15 protein-coding genes are annotated in these 16,293 nt (G+C 42.5%); 14 read left to right on the top strand and 1 reads right to left on the bottom strand.

From position 1 onward, the window contains the following. Positions 1-21: 21 nt before the first annotated feature. The 8 genes from AWH49_RS07745 (at position 22) to AWH49_RS07780 (ending at position 7,464) form a co-directional block, all read left to right on the top strand. Entirely contained in the window at positions 22-1,056 is a 1,035-nt protein-coding gene (locus AWH49_RS07745) for a LacI family DNA-binding transcriptional regulator (RefSeq protein WP_063965221.1), read from the top strand. Further along, positions 1,053-1,781 carry a ThuA domain-containing protein gene (locus AWH49_RS07750; RefSeq protein WP_063965222.1) on the top strand — a complete coding sequence of 243 codons (729 nt, stop codon included), beginning with the start codon at positions 1,053-1,055 and terminating at the stop codon, positions 1,779-1,781. The genes AWH49_RS07745 and AWH49_RS07750 overlap by 4 nt, the downstream gene beginning before the upstream one ends. Continuing rightward, positions 1,778-2,803 carry a Gfo/Idh/MocA family protein gene (locus AWH49_RS07755; RefSeq protein WP_063965223.1) on the top strand — a complete coding sequence of 342 codons (1,026 nt, stop codon included), beginning with the start codon at positions 1,778-1,780 and terminating at the stop codon, positions 2,801-2,803. The genes AWH49_RS07750 and AWH49_RS07755 overlap by 4 nt, the downstream gene beginning before the upstream one ends. 15 nt (positions 2,804-2,818) lie before the next feature. Then, entirely contained in the window at positions 2,819-3,859 is a 1,041-nt protein-coding gene (locus AWH49_RS07760; protein WP_063965224.1) for a Gfo/Idh/MocA family protein, read from the top strand. A gap of 17 nt (positions 3,860-3,876) precedes the next feature. Further along, entirely contained in the window at positions 3,877-4,845 is a 969-nt protein-coding gene (locus AWH49_RS07765) for a sugar phosphate isomerase/epimerase family protein (RefSeq protein WP_063965225.1), read from the top strand. A gap of 72 nt (positions 4,846-4,917) precedes the next feature. After that, positions 4,918-5,829 (top strand): PucR family transcriptional regulator, encoded by a 912-nt coding sequence (locus AWH49_RS07770; RefSeq protein ID WP_063965226.1) that lies wholly within the window; start codon positions 4,918-4,920, stop codon positions 5,827-5,829. 86 nt (positions 5,830-5,915) lie between these two features. Next, entirely contained in the window at positions 5,916-7,025 is a 1,110-nt protein-coding gene (locus AWH49_RS07775; protein ID WP_063965227.1) for an ABC transporter ATP-binding protein, read from the top strand. Positions 7,026-7,164: 139 nt separating this feature from the next. Further along, positions 7,165-7,464 (top strand): hypothetical protein, encoded by a 300-nt coding sequence (locus AWH49_RS07780; RefSeq protein ID WP_018394466.1) that lies wholly within the window; start codon positions 7,165-7,167, stop codon positions 7,462-7,464. A 118-nt stretch (positions 7,465-7,582) separates the two neighbouring features. Here the strand turns inward: AWH49_RS07780 and AWH49_RS19060 are convergent, their stop codons facing one another. Further along, positions 7,583-7,735, bottom strand: coding sequence for a YfhE family protein (locus tag AWH49_RS19060; RefSeq protein ID WP_157723685.1), 153 nt, complete (start codon positions 7,733-7,735; stop codon positions 7,583-7,585). Between the two features lie 212 nt (positions 7,736-7,947). Between AWH49_RS19060 and AWH49_RS07785 the strand changes: the two genes are divergently transcribed. The 6 genes from AWH49_RS07785 to AWH49_RS07810 all read left to right on the top strand — a co-directional run bounded on the left by AWH49_RS07785 (position 7,948) and on the right by AWH49_RS07810 (position 16,227). Continuing rightward, positions 7,948-9,690 (top strand): alpha-glycosidase, encoded by a 1,743-nt coding sequence (locus AWH49_RS07785; protein WP_063965228.1) that lies wholly within the window; start codon positions 7,948-7,950, stop codon positions 9,688-9,690. 442 nt (positions 9,691-10,132) lie between these two features. Continuing rightward, positions 10,133-10,903: a C39 family peptidase gene (locus AWH49_RS07790; RefSeq protein ID WP_094777153.1), complete on the top strand. Its 771-nt coding sequence runs from the start codon at positions 10,133-10,135 to the stop codon at positions 10,901-10,903. A 309-nt stretch (positions 10,904-11,212) separates the two neighbouring features. Further along, positions 11,213-12,928 (top strand): thiol reductant ABC exporter subunit CydD, encoded by a 1,716-nt coding sequence (cydD, locus tag AWH49_RS07795; RefSeq protein WP_063965230.1) that lies wholly within the window; start codon positions 11,213-11,215, stop codon positions 12,926-12,928. Then, positions 12,925-14,637 (top strand): thiol reductant ABC exporter subunit CydC, encoded by a 1,713-nt coding sequence (cydC, locus tag AWH49_RS07800; protein ID WP_063965231.1) that lies wholly within the window; start codon positions 12,925-12,927, stop codon positions 14,635-14,637. Before cydD ends, cydC begins: the two co-directional genes overlap by 4 nt. 166 nt (positions 14,638-14,803) lie before the next feature. Then, positions 14,804-15,073, top strand: coding sequence for a hypothetical protein (locus tag AWH49_RS19945; RefSeq protein WP_082862720.1), 270 nt, complete (start codon positions 14,804-14,806; stop codon positions 15,071-15,073). 161 nt (positions 15,074-15,234) lie between these two features. Continuing rightward, positions 15,235-16,227: an NADPH:quinone oxidoreductase family protein gene (locus tag AWH49_RS07810; RefSeq protein ID WP_063965233.1), complete on the top strand. Its 993-nt coding sequence runs from the start codon at positions 15,235-15,237 to the stop codon at positions 16,225-16,227. Positions 16,228-16,293: the final 66 nt, after the last annotated feature.

Raw genomic sequence — 16,293 nt, forward strand, 5'->3', positions numbered from 1 at the left:
AGTAAGAGGAGGAATGGGGTCATGGCTGTAACCATTAAAGATGTAGCGAAAAAAGCACAGGTTGCACCGTCGACCGTCTCACGTGTTCTTTCAGATCATCCGAAAATTACGCAGGAAACGAAAGAAAAAGTACGAAAAGTGATGGAAGAGCTCGGTTATCATCCGAATCTGCTCGCCCGCAATCTCGTTCGCCAATCTTCACAGACGGTTGGTATTATCATGAAAGAATCATCTGAGCACTCGCTTTTTGATCCGTTTTTTCCAGCGGTGCTTAAAGGAATGAGTGATCTTCTTCATGATAGGGAATACAGTATATTGATGACAACGGGTGAGACGAACGAAGAAATTTATCAGGATGTCGTCAAAATGGTGCAGGGGAAAAACGTAGATGGATTAATTATGCTTTATTCTCGAGATGAGGATCCAATTCTGGAGCATTTACTTAAAAGAAAGTTCCCTTTTGTCATGATTGGCAAACCGGCTACGCACATTGATGAAATTATGTACGTCGACAATGATAACGTGAAAGCAGCGCGCGATATGACCCAATATTTACTATCAATCGGGCATAAACGTATTGCATATGTAGGTGGCAATCCAAAATTTGAAGTGCATAAAGACCGTGAGCAAGGATATAGAGAAGCGTTGCAAATATCGGGTATACAGGAAACAATCATTTTCCAGACGAGTGCTACAAGAGAAAGCGGCAAAGAACTGGTTGATAAGCTGTTAAAGATGGAAAAACGACCGACAGCGATTTTGACGACTGACGAACTTAAATGCATGAGTATTTTATCCGCACTATATGCGGAGAGTCTCCGTGTACCGGATGATATTTCAATAACGACATTTATGGATTCGCTTATTTCGGAATTGTCGAGCCCGCCTCTCACTACGATGGATATTCACCCGTTTCAGCTTGGCTATGAAGCGGCTAAGACATTAGTGGAACTGCTGGAAAATCCAAATATGATGAGAAGAAATATACTTGTCCCAACATCGCTCGTTAAAAGACAATCATGCAAAAAATTAACAATGAATGAGGAGACCTTATGAACATTACAGTATGGAATGAATACCGTCATGAAAAGAATAATCTAATTGTTGCCGAAGTTTATCCTGACGGCATCCATCAAGCCATTGCGAACTTTTTAATAGAAGACGGCATAACAGTTAAAACAGCCACATTGGACGAAGCAGAACATGGGTTAACGGAAGACGTTCTAAATAAAACGGATGTATTAATTTGGTGGGGACATAAGGCACACGATGAAGTGAGTGATGATGTTGTTCAAAAAGTGCAGCAGCGTGTCCTGGATGGAATGGGCCTTATCGTACTTCACTCCGGTCACTTTTCAAAAATTTTCAAGGTGTTAATGGGAACATCGTGTGATTTAAAATGGCGTGAAGCTGGCGAAAAAGAACGGATTTGGGTAGTGGACCCGGCGCATCCGATTGCAGAAGGCATTGGTGAATATTTTGAACTTGATCAGGAAGAAATGTACGGTGAACATTTCGATATTCCGGTGCCGGACGAGCTTCTGTTCATGAGCTGGTTTGAAGGAGGAGAAGTATTTAGAAGCGGCGTGACGTACAAGCGGGGCAACGGCAAAATCTTTTATTTCCGTCCGGGACATGAAACATACCCTACATACTATAACGAAAACGTCCAGAAGATCATTAAAAATGCGGTGAAATGGGCGGCGCCGCTAAAACGGAAGCGTGCGGTTTACGGAAATGCACAACCAATTGAAAAGTTAAAAGGGGGAATGAAGATATGACAAAGATTAAAGTAGGTGTAATCGGATGTGGAAGTATTGCAAAATACCGACACATTCCAGAGTATGCGATGAACGAAAACGTTGAGCTCGTTGCCTTTTGTGACATTGTGACAGAACGTGCCCAAGGATTTGCGGATGAATACAATGCAAAAGCATACACAGACTATAAAGAAATGCTGCAGAAAGCCGATGTGGACGCAGTCAGTGTCTGCACACCGAATTCGCTTCATGCTCCGATTTCCATTGCAGCACTTGAAGCCTTCAAACATGTTCTTTGTGAAAAACCGATGGCAACATCCGCTGAAGAAGCAGATGCGATGATTGCAGCTGCTGCATCGAGCGGTAAGAAATTGATGATCGGGCACAATCAGCGCTTCGTCCCGTCTCATTCAAAAGCGCGCAGCATAATTGAAAGCGGGAATCTCGGCAAAATTTATAGTTTCCGCACAGCATTTGGCCATGGGGGTCCAGAAAGTTGGAGTGCGGACGGATCAAACAGCTGGTTCTTTGATAAAGAACGTGCATTTATCGGTGCTATGGGCGATTTAGGCGTTCATAAAACAGACTTACTCCGCTATTTGCTCGGTGAAGAATTTGTGGAAGCGGCAGCGTTTGTTGAAACATCTGCAAAACAAAACTCAACCGTCGATGACAATGCGGTCTGCATTTTGAAAACAGAAAGTGGCATTATCGGTACACTTGCGGCAAGCTGGGCGTATAACGGTTCGGAAGACAACTCGACGGTATTTTATGCAGAAAACGGCATCATGCGTCTAGAAGATGATCCGGATTATTCGCTTATTATCGAATATAAAAATGGCAACAGCGAGCGTCACAGTTTAGGCGCCATTCAATCAAACGCCGAAGGCAAACAGACGAGTACACAAGTTATTGGACATTTCGTTGAAAGTATTTTAAATGACAGCGAGCCGCTAGTGAACGGAGAGGAAGGGAAAAAATCGTTAGCTGTCATTCTTGCCGCATTAGACTCACATGAGAAAAAACAAATTGTGCCCATTTAAGTAGAGGTGTAGAACATGACAAAGTTAAAAATTGGTATTTTAGGAACCGGTGAAATTGCGAAAGGACGACATATTCCAGCGTTCCATCATGTGAAAGAAGCGTCAATCATAGCTGTCATGGATATAAACGAAGAGCGGGCACGAGACGTAGCCAATACGTTCAATATTGAACATGTGTGCACGGATCTCGATGACATGCTGGAGAAAATTGATGCGCTTCTCATCACAACGCCGAATAAGTTTCATGCACCAGCAGCGATTCAAGCACTGAATGCCGGTGTTCATGTCATGTGTGAAAAACCAATGGCACTGAATACAAAAGAGTGTGAAGACATGATTGCAGCGGCGGAAAAGTCGTGCAAAGTGCTTACAATCGCTTACCATTACCGTTTTATGAAAGAAGCACGTGCGGCAAAACGAATTGTAGAAAGCGGTGAAATCGGCGAACCGCTCGTCATTCGTATTAAAGCAATGCGCCGCCGGAAAGTGCCAGGATGGGGCGTATTTACAAACCGAGACTTGCAAGGCGGCGGCGCATTAATTGACTACGGCTGTCACTTGCTTGACTTGGCCCTCTGGCTGACTGGCGGTTCAAAACCGACGGAAGTAAGCGGTACAACATACAATCATTTAAGTATGCAAAAAGATTTGGTGAACGAGTGGGGCACGATTAACCCGGCAACATTTGAAGTGGAAGACCATGCGACAGCATTTATTCGTCTCGAAAGCGGCGCAACGGTTATGCTCGAAACATCATGGGCCGCAAATATTTTGCAGGATGAGGAGACAATCAGTATTTCCGGAACGAAAGGTGGACTGGATGTGTTTCCGTTGCGTGTCAATAAAGCTGAAAATGGCGTTTTGCTGAACTCGGACGTCACGTGGATGCCGGAAGACAGGCCATTTGAAATTTTGCAGGCGGAGCATTTTGTACAGTGCTGCCTTGGTGACTGTGTTCCGCTCTTTGATGCGTATGAGTCGATGTTCGTTTCAAGCATCATGGAATCGGTTTATGAAAGTGCAAAAATCGGCCGTAGTATTCAAATAAAGCGATAAATGAAGGAGCGATGGACGTGAGACTTGGTGTATTTACTGTATTATTTGGAAACAAATCGTTTGAAGAGATGCTCAATCATGTAAAAGCGTCAGGCCTTGATGCTGTTGAAATTGGTACAGGCTGCTATCCAGGCAATGCACATTGTCCGCTTGATGAACTGTTAGAAGATGAACAAAAACGTCACGACTACTTAGAATCAGTCACATCACGCGGACTGTCGATCAGTGCATTTAGCTGCCATGGTAATCCGCTCACACCGGATAAAGCATTTGCAGAAGAGTCTGACACGGTGCTCCGCAAAACGATTAAGCTAGCCTCTCTTCTTGGCGTACCGGTCGTCAATGCATTTTCCGGCACAGCTGGTGATTCAGACGAAGCGAAGCAGCCGAATTGGCCGGTAGTACCGTGGCCGGCGGAATACAATGATGTATTAACGTGGCAGTGGGAAAATAAACTAATTCCATACTGGAAAGAGATCGGGGAACTGGCTAAACAGCATAATGTGAAAATCGGTTTAGAATTGCATGGCGGCTTCCTCGTACATACACCGTATACGATGTTAAAACTGCGGGAAGCGACGAATGACGCGATCGGTGCGAACCTTGACCCGAGCCATATGTGGTGGCAAGGAATTGATCCGGTTGCCGCGATTAAAATTCTTGGCGCAGCGGGTGCGATCCATCATTTTCACGCAAAAGATACGTATATCGATCAAGATAATGTCAACATGTACGGGTTGACCGACATGCAGCCCTATGGAAATGTACGAACACGCGCATGGACGTTCCGCAGCGTTGGATGCGGGCATGGTTTGCAAGAATGGTCGGATATGATGAGCACTCTTCGCATGTACAATTATGACTACGTCGTCAGCATTGAACATGAAGATCCGCTTATGTCGATTGAAGAAGGGTTTGCCCGTGCTGTGAAAAACTTAAATGACGTTTTGATCCATAATTCTGCAGGCGAGATGTGGTGGGCCTAAACGAATAAGCAAGAATAAAAAAGTCACTTGCAAGTTGCAGGTGACTTTTAGTGTTTGAAAAGAGGTGGCTGAATGGATGAATTGCAGACGATTTATAAGAGGGCATCTAGTTCTAGTACATTGGAGCGAAAAGAGAACCATCTTTATTTTTATGACAAGACCCGTAATTTATATATATCTATCCCGGAAGAAGATGTATCTGAAAAAGAACGTCAGTTACTGTCTCACTTTTATGATCAGGTGAAAAAGGGAGTCGACATCCGGCAACCATCAAATTTGGAACGGAAATGGAACGACTTTTTACATAACGATGGCTACTGTCCAAATGTGAAAACAGAACGCATTCGCGTTATGTATGTTCAATTGTCGGGAGAGGATCGGAATGGATTTTTTGAAGCGGTGGATACGTTTTTTGATCATACATTGCTTGTTGTTTGGACGGCAGGAAACAGCTGTATTTTAATAGAAGAAGAAACAGATCATATACTTGAGAAAGAGGATATATGTACGTTTCTCGATGTGCTGGCCAGTGATTTTTATATGATAGGAAGGCTTTTTATCGGCCGGTTTATAGAGGTGAATGAGCATTTGCGGGATCATTATGAACGGGAGCGCGACGTTGCGGGAAAAGCTATTGTTTTTATTCCGCAAGAGCGGATGACGACGGTGGAAAAGGTGCTCCCACATCTTTTATTAGCAGAATCAAAAACGGTGCTTTCCAACCTGTTTGCTGACGAAGTGACGATGTTTGAAGTGGACGATGATTTGCGAAAAACACTCCAGTTATTTATCCAAAACAATTCAAATGTGAGCCAGACGGCAAAGCAGCTCCATCTGCACCGCAATAGTTTGCAGTATCGGATTGATAAGTTTATGGAGCGAACCGGAATAGATGTGAAGTCGTATGAAGGGGCGCTTCTTGTGTATATGCTTTGCTTGCTGGCAGGGCAAAAAAATGAGGACAATGTGCATAAACAGGGCTGAGGATGTTTGTGCATGTTGTCCATTTTCATTTTAAGTGCAAGTGGATACAATCAAAGTAAGAAAACGTTTGCAGGAGGCAATACAAAATGGCAGAACTTCAATTAAATAATATTTATAAAATTTATGATGGCAAAGTAACAGCGGTTGAGAATTTCAACCTTCATATTCATGATAAAGAGTTTATCGTTTTTGTTGGTCCGTCGGGCTGTGGTAAATCAACGACACTTCGTATGATTGCAGGCCTTGAAGAAATTTCAAAAGGGGATTTTTACATTGATGACCGCCGTGTCAATGACGTAGCACCGAAAGACCGCGACATCGCGATGGTATTCCAGAACTACGCACTTTATCCGCATATGACAGTATATGATAACATGGCGTTCGCTTTGAAGCTTCGCAAAACGCCGAAAGATGAAATTAAGCGGCGCGTGGAAAATGCGGCACAAATTCTCGGACTTACAGATTATTTGAAACGGAAACCGAAAGCATTGTCAGGCGGGCAGCGGCAGCGTGTGGCACTTGGCCGTGCAATTGTTCGGGATGCTAAAGTATTTTTAATGGATGAGCCGCTTTCTAACCTCGATGCAAAACTTCGCGTTCAGATGCGCTCAGAAATTATTAAGCTTCATCAGCGTTTGCAGACGACAACGATTTACGTAACACATGATCAGACAGAAGCACTCACGATGGCGACCCGGATCGTGGTCATGAAAGATGGGAAAATTATGCAGGTTGGTTCGCCGAAAGAAGTATATGAAAATCCGGAAAATGCATTCGTTGCCGGTTTTATTGGCTCGCCTCCGATGAACTTTTTCAACGGAGAACTGGATGAAGGCCTTATTAAAGTTGGATCAAAATCATTTGCTGTGCCGGAAGGGAAAATGAGCTACTTGCGTGATCAAGGCTATGTAGGGAAGCAAATTATACTCGGTGTTCGTCCAGAAGATATTCATGATGAATTGATTTTTATCGAAACATCTCAACATACAGCGTTTCCGGCGAAAGTAGCGGTATCAGAGCTTCTTGGCGCTGAAATCATGGTATACTCGGACATCGAGGGCCAGACGTTTGTGGCGCGGATTGACTCCCGCTTGGATATTAAGGCCGGTGAAGAATTGCAGCTCGCCTTTGATATGAACAAAGCACATTTCTTTGATGCAACATCTGAAGTGCGGATTAAAAAAGACGCGGAGTAATCAAAAAATGATCCGCGTTTATTTTAAAAATGGAAAAAATTCTTTTATCATGGAAGCCTGACGGAGTCGTTTTTTAACGATTGATCGTTATAGCCTATTCATTATGGGGTATATTATAAAAAAATGAAGGGGTGTTAACGTGGAAAATAAAAGGGATTATAAAGAGTTATCGAACGTAGAAAAACAAAGAAATTTCTTAACGGCTGAGGAATTACCTGAAGGAGCATATGGTGCCCCACAGGGTAAAAACGAACCGGTTGAAAATAAGAGCACTCCATGGAAGGATGGCCAACAATATGTGAGTGCTTTTACGTATGAATACCGAAATCTTCATGAAAACCTCCCGAGGAAATACCCTGGAGCACATCCGACACACGATGAAAAAGATAAAGATGAAGAAAAGCGTAATACCAGCTCAAAAGAAAAGCCCTGGATTTAACGAATTCCAGGGCTTTTACTTCGACTCCTAGTGCTATTTACAAGTACTGTTTCGCCATTACTGTTGATCCATTTATACGTATTCACGCCAGAGCTCTGCATCCGGCGATATTTTCTCGTTATAATTGGTTTTTCCCATTTATCCCCTTACTCTTGTCTTTTCGGGCTGCATCTGCTTTTTTAAATTCATGATTATACAAAACCTCTTGTGTATCAGTCAGTGTATTATTTTTGCCAGTCATCCGATCTTTCGGCGCTTTTTTTTCATCCATTTTCCCATTCTCCTTTCCAAATTCAATCATAACGTACTTGTTTTTCTTTCTTTTGTTCGGTATTACTATTTGTCTTAGGAAAAGTATTAATTCAAAAAAACCGATAGCAAATGCTGTTGGTACTGGCGTAAGTTACCTTGAAAATTATTTTCTCTGTTAGAGAACAATACTTTGAAAGGGGAGTTGAAGAATCCTTTGAAAGAGGTATTTCTATGTTGAAAGAAGCGATCTACCACCGACCGAAGAATAATTTTGCCTATTTGTATGATGAGGAGGCCGTGCACATTCGAATAAGGTCCAAAAAGAATGATCTTAGGCATGTTATTTTACTATATGGGGATCCTTATAATTGGAAAGATGAAGCGTGGCAGTATAAAACAAAAGAGATGAAACACGCGGGATCAGATGAGCTTTTTGATTATTGGTTCGCAGCATTTAAGCCATCTTGCCGGCGTATTCGTTACGGTTTTAAATGTGTAGACGATGAGAGATCGGTCTTCTATACAGAAAGAGGATTTTACAATGAAGCGCCTAAAGATTGCGCCATTTATTTCAGTTTTCCATTTTTGCATGCTGTCGATATATTTAGGGCGCCAGATTGGGTGAAAAAAACAGTCTGGTATCAAATTTTCCCGGAGCGTTTTGAAGATGGTGAGCCAAGCATAAATCACCGAGATACACAGCCATGGGGAGCAGATCCGAAAAAGGAAAGCTATTTCGGCGGTGACTTTCAAGGTATTATCAAACGCCTCGACTACTTAGAAAATCTAGGGATAAATGGTATTTATTTTACACCTATTTTCAGGGCGGAAACAAATCATAAATATGATACAACGAATTATTTAGAAATTGATCCTCAGTTTGGTGATAAGAGGCTGTTGAAGAAACTCGTTCAAGAATGTCATAAAAGAGGAATAAGGGTAATGCTCGATGCTGTATTTAATCATAGCGGCTACTGTTTTGCACCATTTCAAGATGTTGTAAAAAATCAAGAAAAGTCTTCTTATAAAGATTGGTTTCACATTCGTAAATTTCCACTTAAAGAAGATGGGAATTTGAATTATGATGCCTTTGGTTTTGAGGAAGCAATGCCGAAGCTAAATACAGAACACCCTGAGGTGAAAAAGTACTTGCTCAATGTAGCCAAGTATTGGATAGAAGAATTTGATATCGATGCATGGCGTCTTGACGTTGCGAATGAAGTGAGTCACCATTTTTGGCGGGAATTCAGGCAGACGGTAAAAACGTTGAAGCCCGATGTCTATCTAGTAGGCGAAATTTGGCATGATTCAATGCCATGGCTTCAAGGAGATCAATTTGATGCGGTGATGAATTATCGCTTTTCCGATACGATGATTGATTTTTTTGCAAGAGAAAAACGGACAGTCGATCAATTTAAACATGAAGTCGTACATATAATGCAGTCTTATCCATTGTCCGTTAATGAAGTTGCATTCAATTTATTAGGCAGTCATGACACACCAAGGATTCTTACAATTGCAAATGAAAGTAAGGAACGATTGAAATTAACGTACCTATTCCAATTTTCCGTTTTAGGAACACCGTGTATTTACTACGGAGATGAAATTGGGATGACGGGAGAACAAGATCCTGATTGCCGTAAATGCATGATTTGGAATGAGGAAGAGCAAGACCTTGATTTATTTAACTTTGTAAAAAAGCTAATCGCGTTCCGGAAAGAAATACGTGCGTTTGGCAATGAAGGGGATTTTACTTTCATCAATATTCATCCATCTGTTATTAGTTATGTAAGAAAAAACGAAAATGAGCAGCTGTTATTTATGATTAACCCTATAGATCAACCGGTTGAAGTGCATATTCCTATAGAATTCCGGGGAGCGACTGAAATCTGGACAAATTCATTCCTAACAGAATATACATCAACGATCAATCAAAAAGGCTTCATCATTCTTTATTCCAGCTCACGCAACTAGATTCGATTCATCATTCGTTGAATATAGTATTTAGTCACTGTATTTTTTCGGCATGATCGGAAAAATAGTTAAACAATATTCATAAAAGCGGTTTCATCGTTTACATAGCGGGTAAATAGTAAATACAGACATACAAAAAAGAAATGAGTGATCATTTCAACATTGTATGAACTGTACAGGAAGAACGATTTGCTTGAACGAACGAAGAACATTGTCGTCGATCGGTATATTTGGCGGTGGCTGCTGAGTAAAGCAGCGTAAGACTGCTGGATATAAAGAACAGATCTTCTCCACGAAGTCCCGCAATATGTGGGAATGAGAGAAGCCTATACCGAAGCCGGTGCAGGCCTTTTTCATGTGTTCTTTTAAAAATAAAATGGCTGTGCAATTTCAATTCATATGAGATAATAGTCACAGAATCTTATATGGGAGGGTACGATGCGTGTATTCTTATAAGAAGATCGGTGCTGTTGTTCTTTTTCTCTTCTTCGCTGTACTCGGTGTTAATCTGTATGCGACACAGGATAAAAAAATTCAAATTGTACAAGTAGCAGAGGGAGAGAAGAAAGAACCGGAACAAAAACTGGAAGCTGTTCAAATGAGAAAGAAAGAACAAGCACTTTTGGACGTTCCGCTGATCGAGCAGCTACCGGAGCTTCCAAGAGGATGTGAAGTGACCGGCCTGGCAATGCTTTTGCAGCATGCGGGTGTTTCAACGGATAAAATGGAACTTGCCAAGCGGATCAAACGAGATCCGACTGTGTATGAAGAGCAAAATGGAGTAATTTATTTCGGCCATCCGAATACGGGGTTTGTTGGTGATATGTATAGTTTTGACAATCCGGGTTTAGGCGTGTATCATGCTCCGATTAAAGAGTTAGCTGAACAATATTTACCAGGCCGGATCATTGATATGACCGGTGGAGAGTTTAGTGAAATTGAAACATCCATCTCAAACGGGAAGCCAGTCTGGATCATTACGAACTCACGATACAAGACATTGCCAGCGGAAGAATTCGAAACGTGGCAAACCCCGTCAGGAGAAGTTGATATTACGTACCGGGAACATTCTGTCGTTGTGACGGGTTATGATGCGGACTATGTTTTCTTTAATGATCCATTAACCGGAGCGAAAAATAAAAAAGTAGCGAAACAAGATTTCATCGACGCCTGGGTACAAATGGGCAGGCAAGCGATTACGTATGTGCAATGAATAAAACAGGTTATTTTTAATTTAGACAGGTATGTATAAGGCATTCACGGGAATATTTTTGAAAGGAAATATCATAAAAAGCCTATTTTTGAACAATTCGTTCAAAAATAGGCTTTTTTTATCCACTTTACAAACCGTTTATTCAGACCGTCTATGGAAGGGTGATATGATGGACAAAATGTGAAAATGGATATGAAAATCGGAAAATCCGCTCCTTAGAATGAGTATTTTTCAATCGTATCTATTATAATAAATAGAGATTGTGAAGTTATTCACTATTATTAATAACAATAAGGTGGGAGCATTTACATGGATATGCTTCGGAAATGGGCATTTGAGCAAAGGGCGATGACGGCCTTTTTATTCGTTTCATCTGTTTTAACAGGTGCGATGATGATTGGTCAAGCTTACTTTTTTGTAACGATCGTCGATGGCGTGTTTTTAAAAGAACAGTCATTTGAGGATATTAAGCCGCTTTTATGGGGCTTGCTTGCGGTCATGCTGCTGCGTGCAGTGCTCTCCTATTTAAACGGACGGACCGGGGTGAAAATGGCCTCGAACGTAAAGCGGAAAGTGCGAAGAATGCTTCTGGAAAAGATGACGCGAAATCCGATTCAATCGGCACTTGCGGGACAGTCGGGCGGCAAAGTGAGTGTTATGATGGATGCGGTTGATGAGATCGATAGCTATTACAGCAAATACATTCCGCAAGTCATTCAAACATCCATTGTGCCGCTCATGATTTTGGCTGTCGTGTTGTACGAGCATGTGTACAGCGGATTAATTATGATCATTACAGCACCGTTTATTCCACTGTTTTTTATCATTGTGGGTATGAAAACGAAGGCAAAATCAGAAGAACAGCTCGATAAATTAGCTGCGTTTTCAGGCCGCTTTTTAGATACATTGCAAGGACTGACGACGTTGAAATTGTTTGGCCGCGCCGCAAAACAGCGCGACTTAATTGAACAGAGCAGCCTTGATTTTCGTGATGCAACGATGACCATTTTAAAAATTGCATTCGTTTCGACGTTAATGCTTGAGTTTATTTCTACACTAAGCATCGGCTTAATTGCGCTTGAAGTAGGGCTCCGGCTCGTTGTTTTTGAAAGCATAGCTTTTTCAACCGCCTTTTTTGTGCTTGTGCTGGCGCCGGAGTTTTATTTGTCGCTGAAAGAACTAGGCAGTGCGTTTCATACAGGACGAGGCAGCATGGGTGCGGCGAAAAAAGTGATGGATGAGCTAGAGGAAACGGAACAGCCGGTCAAATGGGGCACAGCGGAAGTATCCATTCCTTCGATTGAACTGCGTAATGCTTCTTTTCAATATAGAGATGGTTTTTCATTGAAAAATATAAAAGCCACGATTCCACCAAATGCGCAAATGGCGATTGTCGGGCAGACTGGTTCAGGGAAAACGACACTTCTTCATTTAATTGCGGGTTTGTTTGATCCATCTGAAGGCGATGTTCTCGTGAATGGGCGGCCGCGGTCAGATTACAGCGAAACAGCATGGTTCGATCAGCTAAGCTACATTTCGCAGCACCCGTATTTATTTTCCGGAACGATCGCGGATAATATTGCGATCGGCGGTGCCAAGGGAGCATCACGAGCAGATATTGAAATGGCTGCGAAAAAAGCAGGCATTTCCGATTTAATTAAATCACTTGAAAACGGCTATGACACGCCAATTGGTGAAGCGGGACGCGGCCTTTCTGGCGGGGAAAAACAGAGGATAGCGCTGGCACGTGCTTTTTTAAAACAGCCGTCCATCATTTTATTTGATGAGCCGACGACTGGTTTGGATTTGAAAACGGAGCGCATCCTGCAGCAGTCAATGGCCGAACTGGCCAAACATTCGACCGTCATCACTGTGGCGCATAGGCTGCATACAATCAAGAATGCAGATCAGATTCTTTTCTTGAAAAAGGGAGAGATCGTCGCTTCAGGACCACATACTGAATTGATGAAGACGAGCATGGAGTATCGAGAAATGGTATTGCAGCAAGGGGGTACGGTTATATGAAGGATGTAATGGTCGTTATCAAGCTGATGATGGCAGAGAAACGAGATATTCTATATTCGATCTTGTTTGGCGTTCTTGCTGGGCTAACATCTGTCGGGTTGTTCGCGATGAGCGGGTATATGATATCTAAATCAGCCCTTGCCCCGCCGCTTTATATCATTACGATCATGACGGCGACGCTGAAAATGTTCGGAGTGGCGAAATCAATTAGCCGCTACGCGGAGCGCTATTTTTCCCATCGGGCGACATTTACGATTTTAAGTAATTTGCGAGTGTCGTTTTATGAAAAATTGGTGCCCCTTGCACCGGGTATTTTTCAGAAATACCGGAGCGGCGACTTGCTGGCGCGAATTGTCGGTGACGTGGAGAGTTTGCAAAATTTCTTTTTACGTGTCTTTTATCCGCCGATTGTACTTGTTATCGTCTTTTTAAGTACGATTTTCTTTACGACGTATTATTCCATTTACGTAGCGTTGACGTTGTTTGCAGGACTCATTTTAACCGGTTTTATTGTGCCGGCTCTCTTTGCGTTAAGACAGGGGAAAATAGATAGCCAGGTACGTGAAGAGCGAGGTGCCTTATCAACAGACGTTACGGAGCTTTTGTACGGGTTTCGTGATTTGAAAATTTACCAGAAGCTTGATGGGAAAGAAAAGCAATTGGGGAAGTCAGCCGATTTGTATGTGGACGGGCAGGAGAGAGAAGGAATTCATGCAGTGTTTAACCAGTCGGTCAATGCACTGGTGGCACTCATGATTTCTTGGTTTGTGCTCGCTCTCGGCGCCTATCTTGTCACAGAAGGGGAGCTTGCCGGACTGTTTTTGGCGATGCTTGTAATGATTTCGCTCACTGTGTTTGAAAATGCGACGCCAATGGCTTTATTTCCAGCCCATTTAGAAGAGAGCAGACATGCGGCGGCCCGATTGTTTTCGATAGTAGAAGGCAAATCCGAAGAAGAAGGATCTTCTGATCAGCTTTCTAAGGAAAAAGCGTATTCAATGGAAATGGACGGTGTGTCCTATACGTTTCTAGGGGAAAAAAGGCTGACGCTTGAAAACATTCAGCTGAACATTGTGGCCGGATCGAAAACAGCGATTGTCGGGCCAAGTGGGTCAGGAAAATCGACGGTGCTACAGCTTTTGTTAAACATGTATTTGGCTGATCAAGGGGACATTCGTTTGGATGGCAGCCCAATTGATTCATTGGCGCAGGAAAGTATTTGGGAACGCACGAATGTCGTTTTGCAGGAAAACCACTTTTTCTTCGGTACAATCAGGGAAAATTTGATGATCGCAAAAGATGGACTAACCGATCAAGAAATGGAAACAGCGCTTTTAAATGTAAGGCTTGACTCGTTTTCATTAGAGGATCCGGTCTTTGAAAAAGGAGAGAATCTATCTGGCGGGGAGAAGCAGCGGATGGCCATTGCTCGGGCTATGTTGAAAGGCGCTCATGTCTGGCTGCTTGATGAACCGACGTCTTCCATTGATGCAGTAACAGAGAAACAAATATATGATCAGCTTTTCGAGGCTGCCAAAGATGATACACTCATTCTCGTCAGCCATCGATTGACAGGGCTTGAGACAATGGATCAAATCATTGTCATGGAAAAAGGATCTGTTATTGAATCGGGAACGTTTGATGAATTAATGAATAAAAAAGGCTATTTTTATGAGATGAAGCAAATTGAAAAAAGTGTGCTTCTGTAACATCTTTTATAAAAGGCAGAACTGGGTCGTATTGCAGCGATCTAGTTGTGACTTTTAGGGGTATCAACGGCATGAAATTTTTGAAAAAAGAAGGGATATGTACACCATGACGAGGTGCTTTGAATAAGGTATGAGGGAAGTGAAAAATCTTAGGGAGGCTTTTATCTTGAACGATCATCATGTACATCCTGAAGACGAGTTCGCGCTGCCAGCCCAACAGGACTATCCGGATTATGGAGATTTTGAAGAACAGGCAATTGAAACACAACAGCCGTATTATTATCCTTATCGATACCCGAGAACACCCTATTATCCGTACTTTCCATTTTTCCCTTATCCGCCGTACTATCCATATTACCCGAGATATAGGGATCACAGACGGGACGATCGACATGATCGACATGATGACAGAGACAGATATTGGGGTAACGATTAATTAAAAATAGCTTTAATGGAAGGACTGCCGGCATTTTCCTGGCAGTCTTTTTTGCATGCGAGAAAATCTTCGTCACAATAAGTAAAATATTGATATAATTATTCTGACTGATCAGAATAATTCATTATCATCAACGTACAGCGAAAAAAGGGGATGTTCAAATGAGTAAACCGTTTAACGCATTAATGGTCGATAAAACGGAAAATAATTTTTCGGTTAACGTCAAAAAACTGATGGTAGATGAGTTGCCACATGGGGAAGTACTCATTAAAGTAGCGTATTCCGGTGTTAATTACAAAGATGGACTAGCCAGCATTCCAAATGGAAAAATCGTTCAATCCTATCCAATGGTCCCGGGAATTGATTTAGCGGGTGTCGTTGTCTCATCGGAAGATCCTCGTTTTCATAAAGGCGACGAAGTGATTGCCACAAGCTATGAAATTGGCGTATCTCATTTTGGGGGATATAGTGAATACGCTCGAATCCCTGCTGACTGGGTCGTTCCTTTGCCAAAAGGGTTGTCATTAAAAGAGGCAATGATTTTTGGTACAGCCGGGTTTACAGCGGCTTTATCTGTGCAGCGGTTAGAAGATAACGGACTATCACCTGATCAAGGAAAGGTGCTTGTGACGGGTGCAACTGGTGGAGTAGGCAGCTTTGCCGTATCCATGTTGGCAGGCCGGGGCTATGAAGTTGTAGCAAGTACGGGAAAAGAAGCGGAAAAAGAGTACTTGATTAAACTTGGCGCAAAAGAAATCATCTCCCGCGATGACGTGTATAACGGAAATGTGAAAGCGCTGGATAAAAAACAATGGGCGGGTGCGGTCGATCCGGTTGGCGGCGATACGCTAGCGGCTATTTTAAGCAAAATAAGTGAACAAGGGTCTGTTGCTGTGAGTGGGTTAACAGGCGGAACGAGTGTCCCAACGAGCGTATTTCCTTTTATTCTTCGCGGTGTTAATTTACTCGGAATTGATTCAGTGCATTGCCCGATGGATACGCGGCAGGCAATTTGGAGCCGTCTGGCGACAGATTTAAAGCCGGATGATCTTTCAACGTTTATTCAGAAAGAGGCTTCACTCGAAGAATTGCCTGACATTTTGCCGATTATATTAAAAGGCAAAATGCGGGGCCGGGTTATTGTTCAGTTATAAAATTAGCTATAAAGGGTTGTCCGGGTCATGTATTCTCTGACTTTTGGACGGCCCTTTTTTACATAA

The sequence above is a fragment of the Domibacillus aminovorans genome, from assembly GCF_001643235.1.
Lineage (GTDB): Bacteria > Bacillota > Bacilli > Bacillales > Domibacillaceae > Domibacillus > Domibacillus aminovorans.

What these genes read in the sequence shown, in the direction of transcription:
- AWH49_RS07745 (WP_063965221.1), top strand. Translation starts at nt 22, where the DNA reads ATGGCTGTAACCATTAAAGATGTAGCGAAAAAAGCACAGGTTGCACCG.
- AWH49_RS07750 (WP_063965222.1), top strand. Translation starts at nt 1,053, where the DNA reads ATGAACATTACAGTATGGAATGAATACCGTCATGAAAAGAATAATCTA.
- AWH49_RS07755 (WP_063965223.1), top strand. Translation starts at nt 1,778, where the DNA reads ATGACAAAGATTAAAGTAGGTGTAATCGGATGTGGAAGTATTGCAAAA.
- AWH49_RS07760 (WP_063965224.1), top strand. Translation starts at nt 2,819, where the DNA reads ATGACAAAGTTAAAAATTGGTATTTTAGGAACCGGTGAAATTGCGAAA.
- AWH49_RS07770 (WP_063965226.1), top strand. Translation starts at nt 4,918, where the DNA reads ATGGATGAATTGCAGACGATTTATAAGAGGGCATCTAGTTCTAGTACA.
- AWH49_RS07775 (WP_063965227.1), top strand. Translation starts at nt 5,916, where the DNA reads ATGGCAGAACTTCAATTAAATAATATTTATAAAATTTATGATGGCAAA.
- AWH49_RS19060 (WP_157723685.1), bottom strand. Translation starts at nt 7,735, where the DNA reads ATGGATGAAAAAAAAGCGCCGAAAGATCGGATGACTGGCAAAAATAAT.
- AWH49_RS07785 (WP_063965228.1), top strand. Translation starts at nt 7,948, where the DNA reads ATGTTGAAAGAAGCGATCTACCACCGACCGAAGAATAATTTTGCCTAT.
- cydD (WP_063965230.1), top strand. Translation starts at nt 11,213, where the DNA reads ATGGATATGCTTCGGAAATGGGCATTTGAGCAAAGGGCGATGACGGCC.
- cydC (WP_063965231.1), top strand. Translation starts at nt 12,925, where the DNA reads ATGAAGGATGTAATGGTCGTTATCAAGCTGATGATGGCAGAGAAACGA.
- AWH49_RS07810 (WP_063965233.1), top strand. Translation starts at nt 15,235, where the DNA reads ATGAGTAAACCGTTTAACGCATTAATGGTCGATAAAACGGAAAATAAT.